This is a genomic window from Rhodococcus sp. LB1 (genome assembly GCF_001583455.1).
GTDB classification, from domain to species: Bacteria; Actinomycetota; Actinomycetes; order Mycobacteriales; family Mycobacteriaceae; genus Rhodococcus_F; species Rhodococcus_F opacus.
In genome coordinates this window covers 178-16,351 of sequence record NZ_LTCZ01000056.1, presented here as the reverse complement: position 1 = coordinate 16,351, position 16,174 = coordinate 178, and the positions used below count along the sequence as shown (strand labels likewise).

At 65.0% G+C, this 16,174-nt stretch carries 9 protein-coding genes and 4 pseudogenes; 7 read left to right on the top strand and 6 right to left on the bottom strand.

From position 1 onward, the window contains the following. Both AZG88_RS49765 and AZG88_RS10685 read left to right on the top strand, forming a co-directional pair. Positions 1–329 (top strand): annotated as a pseudogene (locus tag AZG88_RS49765) (IS1380 family transposase); the annotation flags it as partial. A 251-nt stretch (positions 330–580) separates the two neighbouring features. Then, positions 581–1,661, top strand: a pseudogene (locus tag AZG88_RS10685) (IS110 family transposase). Positions 1,662–2,113: 452 nt separating this feature from the next. Here the strand turns inward: AZG88_RS10685 and AZG88_RS10680 are convergent. Both AZG88_RS10680 and AZG88_RS10675 read right to left on the bottom strand, forming a co-directional pair. Beyond that, complete coding sequence (locus tag AZG88_RS10680) at positions 2,114–3,424, bottom strand: MFS transporter (RefSeq protein ID WP_231913927.1); 1,311 nt, start codon at positions 3,422–3,424, stop codon at positions 2,114–2,116. Between the two features lie 81 nt (positions 3,425–3,505). Then, the gene (locus AZG88_RS10675) at positions 3,506–4,990 is read right to left on the bottom strand and encodes a xylulokinase (RefSeq protein WP_061697653.1); all 1,485 of its coding nucleotides are present in this window, start codon (positions 4,988–4,990) and stop codon (positions 3,506–3,508) included. Between the two features lie 227 nt (positions 4,991–5,217). Here AZG88_RS10675 and AZG88_RS10670 point away from each other — a divergent pair, with 227 nt between their 5' ends. The 3 genes from AZG88_RS10670 to AZG88_RS10660 are packed head-to-tail and all read left to right on the top strand — an operon-like array spanning position 5,218 to position 7,768. Next, positions 5,218–6,048, top strand: a complete 831-nt coding sequence (locus AZG88_RS10670; RefSeq protein ID WP_063886792.1) for a DeoR/GlpR family DNA-binding transcription regulator — start codon at positions 5,218–5,220, stop codon at positions 6,046–6,048. An 11-nt stretch (positions 6,049–6,059) separates the two neighbouring features. Next, positions 6,060–7,109, top strand: a complete 1,050-nt coding sequence (locus tag AZG88_RS10665; protein ID WP_061697651.1) for a zinc-dependent alcohol dehydrogenase — start codon at positions 6,060–6,062, stop codon at positions 7,107–7,109. Next, positions 7,109–7,768, top strand: a complete 660-nt coding sequence (locus AZG88_RS10660; protein ID WP_231913926.1) for a class II aldolase/adducin family protein — start codon at positions 7,109–7,111, stop codon at positions 7,766–7,768. Before AZG88_RS10665 ends, AZG88_RS10660 begins: the two co-directional genes overlap by 1 nt. 629 nt (positions 7,769–8,397) lie before the next feature. Here AZG88_RS10660 and AZG88_RS10655 read toward each other — a convergent pair. The 3 genes and pseudogenes from AZG88_RS10655 to AZG88_RS10645 form a co-directional block, all read right to left on the bottom strand. Then, on the bottom strand, positions 8,398–9,084 hold the full coding sequence (locus AZG88_RS10655) for a class I SAM-dependent methyltransferase (RefSeq protein ID WP_061697654.1): 687 nt from the start codon (positions 9,082–9,084) through the stop codon (positions 8,398–8,400). Between the two features lie 212 nt (positions 9,085–9,296). Further along, positions 9,297–9,542 carry a helix-turn-helix transcriptional regulator gene (locus AZG88_RS10650; protein WP_061697650.1) on the bottom strand — a complete coding sequence of 82 codons (246 nt, stop codon included), beginning with the start codon at positions 9,540–9,542 and terminating at the stop codon, positions 9,297–9,299. A 538-nt stretch (positions 9,543–10,080) separates the two neighbouring features. Continuing rightward, positions 10,081–10,607: pseudogene (locus AZG88_RS10645) on the bottom strand (enoyl-ACP reductase); the annotation flags it as partial. Positions 10,608–11,116: 509 nt separating this feature from the next. Between AZG88_RS10645 and AZG88_RS10640 the strand changes: the two are divergent. Continuing rightward, positions 11,117–11,525 (top strand): annotated as a pseudogene (locus AZG88_RS10640) (NAD(P)(+) transhydrogenase (Re/Si-specific) subunit beta); the annotation flags it as partial. 212 nt (positions 11,526–11,737) lie between these two features. Here AZG88_RS10640 and AZG88_RS10635 read toward each other — a convergent pair. Then, the gene (locus AZG88_RS10635; RefSeq protein ID WP_061697648.1) at positions 11,738–15,025 is read right to left on the bottom strand and encodes a protein kinase domain-containing protein; all 3,288 of its coding nucleotides are present in this window, start codon (positions 15,023–15,025) and stop codon (positions 11,738–11,740) included. A 386-nt stretch (positions 15,026–15,411) separates the two neighbouring features. Between AZG88_RS10635 and AZG88_RS10630 the strand changes: the two genes are divergently transcribed. Continuing rightward, positions 15,412–15,663, top strand: coding sequence for a hypothetical protein (locus AZG88_RS10630; protein ID WP_061697647.1), 252 nt, complete (start codon positions 15,412–15,414; stop codon positions 15,661–15,663). Positions 15,664–16,174: the final 511 nt, after the last annotated feature.

The following is a 16,174-nucleotide window of genomic DNA, read 5'->3' as shown; positions in this document are numbered from 1 at the left end:
GTCGATGCCGACGTCACGCATCGCAAACACGCGATCGTGGAAACGGTGTTCGCGGATCTGATCGACGGACCACTCGCTCATGTTCCCTCTGGGCGTTTCGGCGCGAACAGTGCCTGGGTGCTCTGCGCCGTGATCGCGCACAATCTGCTGCGCGCTGCCGGCACCCTCGCCGGCACCCTCGCCGGCGGCACCTGGTCAACGTCCCCGCCCGATTCGCCCGGCCAGCACGCAAACCCGTGCTCCACCTACCCGCACACTGGCCGCGGCAAGCAGACTGGACAACCCTCTGGGACAACATCATCGACTACGAACCGCCACACGCTGCCTGACCCCGACAACCCGGCCCCGGCCCAGGAACCAGAACGTGGACGAGCTGACGAACCGGTCAGCAGATCAACCACGCCTCCCAACAGCGTCACCCGTCGGCATCCCAAACGAAATCGCCGAGATCAGCAATCCATGGATTCAGGTTTAGACGATATGAGGGGCTGGGCTGGGACCTCACTCACATGTGAACGTGGGTTGCCGGCAGGAAACGGGTCCTGGCCGGTAGAGCCACAAGATGTGGGAGGCCCCAGCGATGAATCAGCGTACAAGTATCGGTTTGGATGTACACGCACGATCGGTGGTCGCCTGCGGCCTCGACGGCCGCACCGGTGAACTATTCGAACGCCGACTGACACCCGATCAGGGCGAGATCCTCGAGTGGATCCGGATGCTGCCGGAACCGGTGGCGGTGACGTACGAGGCCGGGCCGACCGGATTCGGGCTCGCGCGGTGTCTGACAGCGGCGGGCATCGAGTGTCCTGGTGGCGGCACCGTCGAAGCTGCAGCGCCCGCCCGGAGACCGGATCAAGAACGACGCGCGCGACGCGAGGCATCTGGCCCGACTGTTGCACCTCGGGCAGATCGTCGACATAGCGGTACCCAGCATCGGACAGGAGGGAGCCCGGGATCTGGTGCGGGCCCGTGAAGACTGCCGGCGGGATCTGATGTCGGCCCGCCATCGAGTCTCGAAACTACTTCTACGGCAGGGGCGTGTCTACTACGGCGGCCACGCGTGGACGAAGCTGCACGACACCTGGCTGCGCACCCAGCACTTCGACGCACCCGGTCTGCAGCTGGCGTACGAGACCGCCTACGACACCATGCTTGCGGCGGTGGACCGGCGGGATCGGCTGGATGTGGCGATCGCGGCGATGGCCACCGACAGCGACTACACCCCGGTGGTGACTCGGCTCGGCTGCCTGCGCGGGGTCTCGACGCTGACCGCGTTCGGGTTGGCCGTGGAGATCGGGGACTGGCAGCGCCTGACCGGGCGCTCGATCGGCGCCTACCTCGGGCTGGTGCCCACCGAACACTCCTCCGGCGCAACGCGCTCGCAGGGATCGATCACCAAGACCGGCAACGGCCACGCCCGCCGGCTGCTGATCGAGGCGGCTTGGCATCACCGTCCCCGGTATCGGCCCGGGGCGGATCTGCGGCGTCGTTGGGATCATGCCAGTCCCGCGGCCCGGGCCCGTGGGCAGCAAGCGAACCGCCGGCTGCACGATCGTTGGGTCAGTTTCGATCTGCGTCGTAAACGCCCTGCGGTGGCCAATACCGCGATCGCCCGTGAACTCGCCGGCTGGTGTTGGTCACTGGCAGTGCTCGAAACTTGAAAACTGGGTTCCCGTTCCGCGCCGGGTCCGTGAGTGTGGTCGTCGACTCCGGTCGGGGGCAAGGTCGGTTCTCCTCGCTGCCGCTGCGGGGACTCCACCTTGTCTCCTTGGTCGTCGACGACCTGCAGGCAAGGACCGGCGGAGGGGAGAACCCCACCAACGTCCGGGATGAATCACAAGGTGTGGTGACGGCAGCGCCTGGGAGTGATCCGCGAGCACACTATGAGCAATCCCCAACTCCACGTTGGGATCACGCTCGATCTTAGACGAGCGACCCACTCCAGCCGAATAACCGTCCTGCGGTAGCCAATCCGCGCATATCAGAGTTGACCACGCGTCGAAACCGACACGCTCGCCACCCACCCAGATCGACCGGGCCCACAGAGGCGGCGCCCACGACGACGGTCCTGGACGCCGCCTCGCCCTGCGCCCTTGACAAACCGGCGTACATATCAGTGTGCCGATGAGCTGGTCGGATGAGTCGGAGTGGTGTCACTCGTGGAGAATCGGGCACCGTTTGCGGGGAAGACTAGTGTCAATAGTGCTGCGAGGGCGTACATGCCGGCGAAGATCCAGACCATGCCCTCCGCTCCGACAGTTCCCAGGAACGCTGCGACGAGCAGCGGGCCAACGGCGACCGACGCGCCCATACCGATGTTGTAGGCGGACATCACCGCGCCGGGGTGGCTGGGTTCGAGGGCTGCGGTGATTGCGGAGAGAGGAACGAAGCCGGCGAGTGAGATTCCGAAGGCGATGCCGGCGAGGATCGCGAGAGCGTAGGACCCGGTCCAGGCCGGCAGGTAGTAGAGAGCGAGGAGGCTCACGCCTGAGCCGACCGCGCCGAACCAGCGGACGGTACGGACCCATCCCAGCCGGTCGCCGATCATGCCGAACACGACGTTGAAGGGGATGTTGGCGGCATAGATGATGGTGGTCAGCAGAAGCCACCGGGACAGTCCGAAGCCGAACTGTTCGGCGAACAGTGCGGGGAAGAAGACGAACGAGCCGTACTGTGGTGCCGTATTGATGGTGCGGATGATGGCGGCGCTGAGGACTTGGGGGCGGGTGGCGATCAGTCGCAGGCCCAAGAAAAGTATCGCGAACGGTTTGGCGTCGGGTTCGGCGAGCCTGGACCGACCGATCTGCTCTTTGACGCCGAAGAGTGCGAGCAGGCCACCGCTGACCACCAGGCCGACCGACAGCCACAGCGTGTTGAGTCCGCCGATGAGGGGGATCGCGCCGTTGGCGACCAATGCTCCGAGCGTTGGGAGACCGGCGGTGAACATGACGTAGAACCACCCGATTGCGGTTGCGAGGCGGCGTCGGTCGGCGACCGCCGCGATCCACACCAGGAATCCGAAGGCGAACAGGGGATAGCCGAGGCCGCGGAGTGCGTAGGAGACGAAGAGGACGACCTCGTTGTCACCGGCGACACCGAGCGTCAGAAAGATCACTTCGAAGATCACCCATGCGGCGAAGCCGATGGCCATGACCCTCCTGGGTCCCCAGAGGTCGGAGAGTGCAGCAGAAAGCCATGCGGCGAATGCGACGACGATTCCGTAGAGGGATACGAGCAGTCCCACGCGTTCGGTGTCGAGTCCGTTGTGGTCGCGCAGGAATGGTGCGAGGTAGTTCGATTCGACGCCGTCTCCGATCATGAAAAGGAGCAGGCCGAGATACCCGAGAAGTAGGGGGCGGGGTAACCCCAGTCTGTGCCACAGGGTTGCCGTGCCCTCCTGGGCTAGCTGGACGGTTTTGGTCATTTCACGATCCTTTGAGGAATGCCGAATCTGGCGGCGGGGGGACACCGTGTGGTGGATGGGCGTTCTGTGGTGTGGTGGTGGTCAGCGCAACGTGCTGAGCGCGTTAAGAGTTGGCTTGAGGGAGTCGTACAGTCCCCGGTAGATCTCCCAGAGCTCCTGGTACTTCTCGGCGTTTCCGGGATCGGGGACGATCGTGCGCGCGGAGCGGCACATGTGTTTCGAGGCTGCATCGAGACTGGGGTGGACGCCCGCGGCTACAGACCCGATCATCGCCGCGCCCAGTGCTGTGGTTTCGGGTTCGTGACAGAGGGCGATGGGCCTGTTCAGGGTGTCCGCGACGATTTGCATCCACACGGCGCTGCGTGATCCGCCGCCGGTGACGCTGATCGCTTTCGGCGCCGCAGACACCGCTGAATCCAGGCCGGAGATCTCGAGTTTGATTTCGAAGGCAATGCCTTCGAGCAAAGCGCGGTAGAGATGCGCTCGACCGTGTCGTCCGGTGAAGCCGACCACCGCGCCGCGTGCGGCAGGATCCCAGTACGGGGTCTGCGCGGCGTTCCAGTACGGCAGCGCCAGGAGCCCCTCTGCGCCGGGCGGCAGCTGTGCTGCCGCCGCTTCCATGAGTTCCTCCGCGGTGACGTCCTGGCCGGCGGCGCCGGCGACCCCGAACCGTTCCCGGAACCAGTTGACCAGATAGGTACCCGAAGACGAAAATGCCTCGAGCAGAAAGGATTCTCCGTCTGCACCGGCAACAGTGCGATACGCGCGATCCCAGGTGTAGGTCGGCGATACCGTTCCACTGACGACCGCGGTTCCCATGTTGAGGTAGGCAGATCCGGGGTGCAGCACGCCGGCTCCGATCGCGGCGCATTGTCCGTCGCCGGCGCCGGCAACGATCGGTGTTCCCACCGGCAGGGCGGTCTCGTTCGCGACGGCCTGGTCGATACAGCCGACCACCGTCCCGGGGGCGACGACTTCGGGCAGCGTGGCGGCGTCGATGCCGACGAGATCCACCAGGTCCGGGGACCAGGTGCGCGTCTGCATGTCGAGTAGGCCCAGGGAGTCGGCGCTCGCGACACTGGACACCCATCGCCGGCACAGTCGGTGGTTCAGATAGGCGCCCACGTCCCCGATCTTGTCGGTCCGTTGCATCTCGGGTTGCTCGTTGCGGACGAGCCAGGCGATCTTGTAGATCGATGGGGTGTTGTCGGCGGGCCGCCCTGAAATCTGGTGGACCCGGTCCGAGCCCAGTTCCATGACCAGGTCTCGCGCTCGGGTGTCCATCCACACGATCGCAGGCCGCACCGGTCGGTTGTCGGCGTCGAGGCAGACGAATGTCTCGCGCTGGGTCGTCACGGTCACCGATCGGATCCGCGAGCTATCGACGTCGAACATCACCTGCCGCAGTGCGGTGCGGGTGGCAGTCCACCAGTCCTCGGGGTTCTGCTCGTGCAGTCCGATACCGGGATTCGCTGTAGCGATCGGGCTGCGTGCGGTGGCGACGGCTCGTCCCATCGCGTCGAAGACGACGGCCTTGCTCGCGGTGGTCGAACAATCGACCGCCACTATCAGATCACGCTCGCCTTGTGCGGTGGAAAAAGGCTGAATGCCCACTGTGAAGTCTCGCTTTCGCGCTGTCGGTGCGGGTCCCGGGACGGTCGCTCGTCGCCCGTCGTTTATGGCCCAGGTCACAACTGTATTCCTCAGATCTAACATGTCAAGTGTTGTGTTTGTGACGTTGACTGGGCTAAAGTTAACAACGACCACAGGCACGACCGATACAGGGAGCGCAAATGTCATCTGAGGTGCCGGCAAAGCGGCGCGAGAGAATTGCCCAGTACGTCCAGGACGCGGGTGCGGCCCGCACCGAGGACCTGGCAGAGCGATTCGAGGTCAGCGTGATGACCATCCACCGGGATCTCGATGCGTTGGTCGCCGAGGGGTGGCTGGAGAAGACGCGAGGCGGCGCGCGAAGTGCTGGCCTGCGGCTTCATGAGCGAAATGTCATGTTGCGCCTGCGTCAGCAGGTGGCGCAGAAACGTGCCCTTGCTCGCGCCGCGCTCACGCATCTGGAACCGGGCATTACGCTCGCCCTCGACGATTCCACCACCACGGTCGGCTTGCTGCCGTACCTGGGGAACCTGCAACCACTGACCCTGATCACCAACTTTCTCCCCACGATCACGGCGGTCAGCGCGGACCCGGACATCGACCTGATCGGGTTGGGCGGGCACTACGACCGGAGCCTGGATTCGTTCGACGGCCCCGCGGTGGTCGATCAGCTCAGGCTGCTGAGCGCAGACGTCGTGGTGATGTCTGTTGCGTCGATTCACAACCAGTGGTTGCTCCATCCGACCGCCGAAACAGCCCGGCGCAAGCGGGCTTTCATCGAATGCGGGGCGAAGAGAATCCTCCTCGCCGACTCCACCAAATTTGCCCACCGCGCTTCCCACAAGCTGGGCGAGATCGGACTCTTCGACGTGGTGATCGTCGACGACTCCGTCGCCCAGGAGCACATCGACTTCATCCGCGAGCGCGACGTCACCGTCGAGGTCGCCGAGGTGCGTCCGGAGGACGTCACCACCGGCAGTGACCTCGTCACCCACTTCGATTCACACCGTTGAAAGGAAACTTCATGAGAGCCGCAATTTTTCGGGGCCCCGGCGATCTACGGATCGAGGAAATCCCCGAGGAGAAGCCAGGGCCAGGCGAGATCTCAGTCGCCGTGCACGCGGCCGCAACCTGTGGGACCGATCTCAAGTCCTACCGCCGCGGCCACCCGAAACTCTTCCCCACCCTGCCGGCCAGGTTCGGCCACGAGTTCGCGGGCGTGATCGACGCCGTCGGCGACGGAGTCGAGGGCTTCGAGGTGGGCCAGCGGGTGGTGGCCGCAAACTCCGCACCGTGCGGAGGTTGCTGGGCGTGCACCAAACAGCGCCCCAGCCTGTGCGAGAACCTGAGCTTCCTGAACGGGGCGTTCGCGGAACAGGTCGTGATTCCCGCGCCGATCGTCGCACGCAACACCTACGTTCTCCCCGACTCCGTGTCATTCGCCTCGGCGGCACCGCTCGAGCCCCTGTCCACCGTGGTGCACGGGATGGCCGAGGCCGATGTCAACCTCGGGGACACCGTTGTCGTACACGGCTGCGGTCCAATCGGGTTGATGTTCGTCAAGCTCAGCCGACTGCGCGGGGCCCGTGTCATCGCCACCGACAGATCCAGCACTCGGCTCGCTCAAGCCAAAGAGTCGGGCGCAGACGAAGTCGTCGATCTCACCGCCTACGAGACCACAGCAGAACGATCAGCGGCGGTGCGCGAACTCACCGAGGGTGGACGAGGCGCCGATATCGCGATCGAAGCAGTCGGCCTCCCCGAGGTCTGGGAACAGACGGTCGAAAGCCTCCGCCCAGGCGGTACCGCGGTGCTCTTCGGCGGCCCCAAGGCAGGGTCACGCTTCTCCGTCGACGCCGTCGCGATGCACTACAGCGAATACACCCTGAAGGGGGTCTTTCACCACACCCCGCAATACGTCAAGACTGCCCTCGACCTGCTCAGCTCCAACGTACTGAACGGCGAAAGCCTCATCTCCGAGGTCCGCCCGCTCGAAGCCCTGGTCGACAGCCTCGAAGACATGGCCGCCGGCCGAGGCGCGAAGTACCTCCTCGACCCCTTCCAGGTCGCGTGATGTCCGGCATGCGACTGGCCGACGAACGACTCGCCGTCGTCGAGTTCGCCCAGAAGATGGTGCGCGATCGCCTGGTCGTCGGCACCTCCGGCAACATTTCGCTGCGTCGCGGCGACCTCATCGCCGTGACACCGAGCGGCACCGACTACGACGAGATGACCGCCGAAGACGTGGTCGTGGTCGGAATGGACGGCTCGATCGTCGACGGTTCACTGAAACCCACGACCGAGCTGCCGTTCCACCTCGCATGCTATACCAGGCACGACGCCACCGCAGTAGTCCACACCCACTCGACCGCCGCGACCGCGCTGTCGTTGTTGCGTGACGACGTCCCGTTCGTCCACTACCAAATCGCCATGTTCGGTGGATCGGTCGCGGTCGCACCGTATGCGACATTCGGGACGGACGCGCTGGTCGAGAATGTCAGCGCCGCCATGGCCGACCGCACGGGATGCATTCTCAAACACCACGGAACCCTCTGCATCGGAGACAACCTCGGGAAGGCCTACGACCGCGCACGGCAACTCGAATGGCTCTGCGACGTCTGGATGCGAGCCAGCGCGGTAGGCGTCCCGGCCCTACTCGAAAAGGAGGAGATCGACAACGTCGTCGACCGCTTCGGTTCCTATGGACAACGACAGGAGATCTCCCAACGGTAGGTCCGCGCACACAGCGCACACCATTGCAGCGGGGACTACTAACAGCGCTGGTGCGGGCGGCGACGCCCCCCGATATCCCCGGTAGGACGGGCCGTTCACGAGGGAGGCTGGTTGCGGGTGTGGGAGGGCGTGCCGACGGACCCAGCACAGCACAGCCGCCTCCGCAACACCGCCTGGAAACCGAGGTTGGTCGCTAAAGAAAGTGTGTATGCCCTCGATGGTGCGGTAGCTGTAGTCGCCACCGACCTCGGGGCACGGGCGGCGGGCCACGCAAGGCCGACATTGTCGATCTACGGGACAACTGCAGGTCAGCAACGTGCGCTTTCGGAACGCGCCGATCAGCGTCGTTCCTCTATCGGTCGTCTGGACTTCGGAGGTTGGGATAGTGATTCGAAGCGCGCCCTCGTTCCTCGGTTCCGGCCGCGTAGAACCTGGTTATCAGTTGATCGAAAATGCATTCCGGCGTCCGATAGGACGTGCACGAGTTGGTCGCCGAGGATGGCGTGGTCCCCGGCGCCTCGGCGACCGATGAAGCTCTCCCACAGTCGAGTACCCGGCGGAGGTGGTTCCGGTCGATGCTTGGTGTGAAACGCTGCGGTGCGGTTCAGCTCCCCACCCACTTCGTCGTGCTACGGCGCCGGTGTCCGCCGCGGCCGGTGCGCGGCGAAGATCGCGACGGTTCCGACGACGGTGATGTCGACGGACTCGAAGGCCGCCGACAGTGCGGTTTGCCGGCCGCCGGGGTCGTCGGTGGTGTTGTCGAAGGCTTTGATCGGTCCGTTGTAGAGGGCGTTGCCGACGAGGTTGTGGTCCACTCCGGTCCCGAGGATGGTGGAGCCGAAGAACACACCGTCATCGGCGACGACCTGGGCGATGTGCCCGAACGCCTGCCCCTTCTCCGCCCAGGTTCCGGGGACGCAGTGGAACACGAAGTTCGCTGCCACCGAATCGAATACACCCACACTGGGGTCGATGGGGGCGAGAACACTTCCGGTGTGCACGGCAGGGGTGATGTTCCGGTCGGCGAGCCGACGGTTGGTCATCGCCATGGTGTTGGCGTTGAGGTCCATCAGGGTGATCTCGGGCGCCGCGCTCGGGTACTTGGCCTGGTGGAGGTACCAGCCGGTGCCGGGCCCGATGTCGAGGTGCCGTGCGCGCAGGTGGGTGTTGTAGTGGGTGAGGAGCCGCTCGCGGGGGCACCGCCAGGCGTAGGTGTTGCTCCACTTCAGGACAAAGGTGTCATAGGCCGCCAGGACGGCGCGACTGTATTTCTCGGCTCCGTCCTTCTCCGCCTGTGTGACCCCACCAGCAGCCATGTGGGTGCGTTCCCCCTGTTTCGTTGCGCTGTCGTTGATGTGCGAAGCCGACCCCCGCACGCCGTGGACGATCGTAGCGGTCACGGCGTCCTCGGTCGCGGTACACAACCATCCCACACGGGGGCCAAGACACAAACGTCTCCGGGAGCTATTGAAGGACACGACATTTCGATAGTTTCAACACTACTAGTCGTCGTGGGAATGAAGAGCGTTTACTCGGCGCGGCGCCGACGCGGCTTGGGGATGTCGGTGCGCGCGCCCTGGCCGGGTCTGTTATTCGCCCACTCGATGATCGCCGAGCGCTTCCACAGCGGTGTGCGTCCGATCTTTTCCACCGGCGCCGGAGCTTGCCCCCGGGTGACGTATCCGCGAAACGTCGAGGCGGACAGCTCGGTGCCGGTTTCCTCCTTGATCAACTCCAGGACCTGATCGGTGGTCAGTCGATGTGGGTTGGCCATCTTCGTGAGAGTCCTTCCTGTTCAGTGCCTTCTCGGCGATTCGGGAGATCGTTCCGTTGCGATCCGCGTCGGTAACACTACAGCGATAGCTTGCAAGGTACGAGCCCCGTGGGGATGCCAACTGTCTGGACAGATCTCCGACGTGTGGGCCACCGTGCGCGCAGACTCGCAGGAGCCGGCTCGACAAAGTACGGCTTCCACCTGGGACGATGCCATGCCCCCGACAGCCCGCGCTTGTCCCCGGATGTCCGGGAAGCGACCTCGCGGGTGCACCCATACGGCACCAGGACCTGATCGCCGCGGCGATCAGGTTGCATCGTCTCGGCAGCCGACCGCTGGTGTTCTCGCGCGCAGGGCCTGTAACCCTCGCCGCAACAGGAGGATCACCCCAGCCGGGTCGGTGCCCCGCCCACCAGTCGACTACCGGTCCGGCTGAGGAGTGCGTGGACAGCTCCGAGGTGCCGCGCCGCAGGCAGGGGTCCTGCGGCATGGGTTCGCGTGCGTGGAGCGGCCCGAGGCCCGCCGCGAGGAGTGCACGTCAGAGTTTGCGCGCGGAAATCTCCACGCCGGCGCTGCGCAGCCGGTCGACCAGGACGTCGCCGAGCGCTGTGGCCGGGGTGAGGACGCCTGCCTCGTCGGGGAGTCGGTCGCGGTCGAGGACGAGGCTCAGTGCGGACTCCCCCAGTAGGACCGCGGTGGCGCGGTATCCGGGATCGCCTTGCGCCTTGACCCGGGCGGCGTATCGGGCGCCGGTCGTGGTGGTGGTGTAGATGTCCATCGCGAAGTAGCCGTTGCGCTGGGTCTTGTCGCTGGGGCCCTCGCCGGGTGCGGGAGGATGCGGTCGAGGACGTACCGGGTGGGTCGCACGCTGAGACCGAGGACGAGCCCGCCGAGGATCACGGCGACACCGGCCGCGTAGAGGCGGGACAGGCGCGAGTCACCGACGCTCATCACCTCCCGGTACTTGAACGTCCGGCCGTACGCCCACCCTCGGAGTGCGTTGCTGCGCCTCACGATGCGGGTGTTGTAGGAGCCCATGACGAACGGGGCCTTCCACCCGCGTACCTGCTGCATTAGACTCGCCTGAACTCAAACCGAGTGTACCGTTTGCGATTCTAGTTAACGTGACAGTGCCATCACCGGCTCACATGTGGGGGTCCACCATGCCGTGCAGACAACCTTGAGCTAAGCGAGCATCCGGAAACCAGGTCATGCCCGTGCGAGGCGTCGGGTCCCGAGGCCGAACATGGCGTTTCCGGATGCGCTGCCACACCCCGGTGCGGACCCAGTGGACGAAGATCCCGTATACCGTCGACGCCGACGGGAACTCTAACCGGCAGCTGGCGGCACGCGGCCCACCGCAAATCACGGAATCGCATCCAACGACTCGGCGACAATACTTGGTCTGCCGGCCACTCGGACACCCAACTCGGTCTGTTTCGAGCTGCCGCCGGCCGAGCGTGCATTTGCTCCGTGCCACTGGGCTTTTCGTCGCGAACTTTGTTGTAGTCTCGATCTTTCCGACGCTCCACTCTGAGGTGGCGTCAGCGCCGGACAGGGTTTCGTACGGTCTGATGGGTCTGACCGGCCCGAAGACCGCGGTCCGCGGCAACCAGATCGCCGCCGCCGGCATGGTCGTCGCGGTGGTCGCCACGTTGATCGCGATCCGGGACACTCCAACTGGGTGCTGATCGTCGCCGGTCTGGTGATCGGTGTGGTGTTGGGGGTGCCGCCGACGTTGCGGACGAAGATGACCGCGATGCCGCAGCTGGTGACCCTGTTCAACGGGGTCGGCGGCGGCACCGTCGCCCTGATCGCCTACGCCGAATTCTTGGACTCGGACGGGTTCACCGCCTTTCAGCACGGCGAGTCGCCGACAATGCACATCGTCATCGCCTCGCTGTTCGCGGCGATCATCGGATCGATCCCTTCTGGGGATCGGTGATCGCGTTCCTCAAGCTGCACCCTGAACCTGTGGGCAGGTGTGGGGTCGAGGACTGTGTCGCGGTGCTCGGCACGGCAGGTGGCGCCACTCACCCATCAAACGTTCGCACTCGATCAGGTCGACAAGGCCATCGAAGCCGCGTGCAACCGTGATCTCGGAGGGTTGGTCAACATCGTTGTCACACCCTGATGCGGGAGTTTCCGGATGAGTCGATGTCCGCGAGTGGGTCGAGGCTGCGCTGGCGGTGGTCTCAGGGACGGGTGTTCTGTGATTCCACGACCCACGCCGCGATCTGTGCCCGCGAGGTGAACCCCAGCTTGGCCAGAAGATGCTCGACGTGCCCCTGCGCGGTACGTGGAGAAATCACCAACCGGGCGGCGATCTCCTTGTTGGTCAACCCCTCCGCGATCAGGCTGGCGACCTCACGCTCCCGTTTCGTCAGCTCGCTCGACCGGCCAGCGGCCGATGGGGGCGTAGGCGGAAACTGCTCGCCCAGCGCGTAGGCCACCGCGGCGTCGAACCCGAGCGCACTCCCCTCACCCTTGGCCGCGGCGACCAGCCTCTCGCTCAATGACCGACGGGTCACGCGTTCGAACTCGGCTTGGTGCACGTGAAAGCCGGACATGAATTCCGTGGAGCTCCCGACCGACCGGCTCAGCTCCTCGGCGGCTCCCATCAACACGACAGCGCGCCGCACGTTCTGCTCCTCGGCGGCGATCCATGCCAGTGCTTGCATGCACATGCCCGCGTTCAGATAGTCATTCACCACCCGGTCCATGCGCAACGCCTGCCCCAGCAACTGTTTCGCACGCACGCTATCACCGTGCCGCCACACTGCAACGGCAAGCACCCACAGCATGTATGAGCGATATACGGACTCGCCGCGTGCCTCAGTGATCGCGAGTGCACGCTCATAGCAGTCGATGGCCCGCTCCATGTCGTTCCGCAGATCATGCACCATGCCGAGGCCCCCGAGAGCGATGACCTGGAAGAGGAGGTCGTTTCGTGCGGCGAACACGTGGATGGCGTTCCCGAGTTGTGGGCGTGCGTCGGGACGATCTCCCCCGAGAACCGTCAGATATCCCTCGGCCAGCGCGAGGTAGGCGCGCGGCATCGGATCGGTCGTCTGATCGGCCAGCGCGCGCCCCTCCTCCACAAGGTTGGTCGCCACTCGAAGGTCACCCTGCACTCCGGCCAGGAAGCTGCAGGCGTAAAGCGCCTTGGCCCGATCCACGGTCTTTGAGGTTGTCTGTCGGGCCAGGAGACGGTCGAACCAGCGCCGGCCCTCGTTGTAGAGACCCTGGGAGGCCCAGAACAAATGGAGGGCGGTGGCGATGCGCAGCCCGGCAGTGGGGTCGTCGTCTACGCAGGATTCGAGTGCAGCGCGGATGTTCGGTAGGTCCCGCTTCAATCGGGCGATCCAGTTGCGCTGTTGTGCGCTCATCCACTCGGCCTCCGCTTCGAGCGCCAACGACTCGTACCAGTCCCGATGTCGGGAGCGAAGGGGCGAGACCTCACCGGTCTGCACGAGCTTCTCGTGGGCGTAGTCGCGGAGGGTTTCGAGCATTCGAAAACGCACCACCGAGCCGTACTCCTCCCGAATCAGGATCGACTTCTCCACCAAGGACGTCACCGTGTCAAGCAGGTCTTCTTCTGCTTGGCCGGCGCCGCACACCTGTTCTGCCGCATCGAGTCCGAAGCTTCCCGCGAACACCGATAGCGATCCCCAGATCAGTTGTTCACGCGCGGTGCACAGTTCGAAGCTCCAGTCGATGCACGACCGCAGCGTTTGCTGTCGCGTCGGCGCTCCCCTGCTGCCACGAGTCAGCAATGCGTAGCGGTCGGTCAGCCGTTGCAGGATCTGATCGGGCGACATCGCCCGAAGCCGGGCCGCAGCCAACTCGATCGGTAAGGGCAACCCGTCCAACCGCCGGCAGATTCGTGCGATGGTGACCTTGTTGCTCTCATTGAGCTCGAATCCCGGGACGGCCGCGGCGCCCCGCTCGGCGAACAACGCCATCGCGTCGTTGCGGGGCAACCCCCTCGGTAGGCGATCGGGGTCGGGAACGGGTAGCGGCGAAACCACCAGCACCGTTTCCCCGCCGATTCCTAATGGCTCGCGGCTGGTCGCGAGGATTCGTAGCCCGGGACAGACACGGAGCAGGGATTCGGCGAGCTTGGCCACCGCGTCCACCACCTGCTCGCAGTTGTCCAGCACGAGTAGCAGTGTTCGGGGAGTGAGGTAGTCGACGAGCACCTCATGTATGGGTCGCGCCGACCGGTCACGTAACCCCAGCGTGGCTGCCACCACATCTGTCAGCAGCGATTCTTCGCGCAGCTCGCCCAGCTCCACCAGCATCACGCCGTCGGGGAAATCGCGGAGCACCTTGGCTGCGACCCGCAGCGCTAGGCGGGTTTTTCCTACCCCACCGATTCCACTCAACGTCACAAACCGCGAGATGGACAACAGGTTCTTTGCCTCCACCAGCTCGGTGCGGCGGTCAACGAAACTGGTGAGCTCCAGCGGAAGGCCATCAGTTCGCCCCGAATCCATCGGTGATGCCGACGGCCGGCTTTGCGATGCCGGCGACGAATCGGACTTCCCACCGGGTGAAGCGCTGCCCTGGCCCGTGGCGAAGTTGGTGTGCAGGGCCATCTCATCGATTGGAAATCCCTGGTGGCGTTGAGAAGCCTGGAGTTGCTGGCCCAGCTCCAATGCCGATGGGCGACCTTCCGGTTCGGCCGACATCGCACCCTCGATGACGGAGCTGACGTCCTCGGGAACACCGTGCTCACGCGGGTTCGGCACCGGCTCGGACGTGATCCTCAGGAACTGCGCCACCAGTTGCTCACCGCTCCGCCGCTCGAACGCCGCATGACCGGTGACCGCAGCGAACAAGGTGGCGCCGAGGCCGTACACGTCGGCGGCAGGAGTTGGTGGTTCGCCCGCTACGACCTCGGGGGCGGTGAATGCCGGTGAGCCCGTCACGACGCCAGTAGTAGTGACGAACCCGCCGGCGATGTGAGCAATCCCGAAATCGGTCAGTGCAGGTTCGCCGTAGTCGGTATATAGGATGTTTCCGGGTTTCACGTCGCGGTGGAGGATACCGAGGCGGTGCGCGGTCTCCAGGGCGCCGGCGATCTTCACCCCGAGTCGCAGCGCTTCCTCCAGCGGGAGCGGGCCGTGGCGCCGGATCCGTTCATCGAGGGACCCCTGAGCGTGGTACGGCATCACGATGTAGGGCCGGCCGTTCTTGGTGACGTCCGCGTGGAGAACAGTGACAATGTTGGGGTGTCCGGTTAACCGGCCAGCCGCACGCTGCTCCCGCAGGAATCGTGCACGGTTCTCCTCGTCGAGGTCGGCGGTGAGAACCTTGACCGCAACGGTCCGATCGAGCGCACCCTGGTTGCAGCGGTACACGACCCCGAAGCCGCCGCGGCCGATCTCCTGAGCGTCCTCGAACCCGGCCGCCTCCAACTCCGCCGTGACCGAACCGGACACGTCGCGCTGAGTCCCGAACGGATCGACGTCAGTCATCGACTAAATCGATTCATCCCGCTTGAAGCACTGCGACGAATACAGCACTGCTTACCTCTCTCCGGTGTTCTCCCAGGATATCGCTCGGCTCCCCATGCATGGTGCAATCCTGTGGGAGACGAAGGAGCGATCGTGGGGCTGAGGTCATCGTCTCGCCACCGCGGTCTCCAGTCTGCACAGCTGGCGGCGCTGACCTCTTCTCTCACGCGTCTCGAAGGCGCCTTTTCATCCGCCGGTCGCGCAAGTCAGGGCTTATGCGCACTGGGCGGCGATAATTTCAGTTATCGCACCGTATGTCGGCATTATTGCATCTGATGGCTGCCCCTTCCCACTGGTCGGCGGGTTGATTCGTCCATTGGCCGCAACCCCGGCCTAGCATCGTGAAAATGACGACGATGATGTCGCTACCGCTGAGCGCGCTGAGACTCGGCTACCGGATTGCGCGCCTTCCCCTGCGGCTGGCGGAGGACGTCACCGCATCCGAACATGTCGGGGTGTTCGCCTATCGGTGCGATCGTATCGCCGCCCGGGTTCTCCGGGACGAGAGTTTGCTGTTCGTGGACCACGAGCACTCAGGGGTGATCCGGCTGCACGACTACCGTGACCGACTGCGTTGTCGCAAGAATCCGACGCATTGAACGAACACCGACCTCACAATGTGAAGTGCCGAACCACTCGGGGTCGTCGTCGGTCAAGAGATCGTCCGCATCATTGCTGGCCAGGTGTCGCCCGTCCGCACGTCGATGCAGCGGCCGCCGTAGCCGGGGTCGTCTTCGAGCAGCGAGGAGAGTTCATCGAGATCGACCGGAAGCAGTCGGAGCAGGGGGTCGGGGATGTTCGGGCGGCACGCGTCGGATCTCGGTGCGTGCCGATCTCGCCGGTCCCGGGGGATGGCGCCCGCACTGCGTACGAAGGGCGTGGGCCGACAGCGACCCAGGGGCGGGCCGGCTCGGCGGGAGACCCCTTTCCGGCGAGAGCAGATCTACGGTAGACTTCTATATAGAGAGAGTACCTGCCCGGGCACCGAGGAGGGGACATGGCGCACAAGACCGCGGCCTCGGGCTACGAGGCCGATCCGCAACAGCAGCGCGGTGGCGTGAGCGACCACGAGTTCATCGCCCGGATGCGAGCCGAGCTGTACAAGAGGCC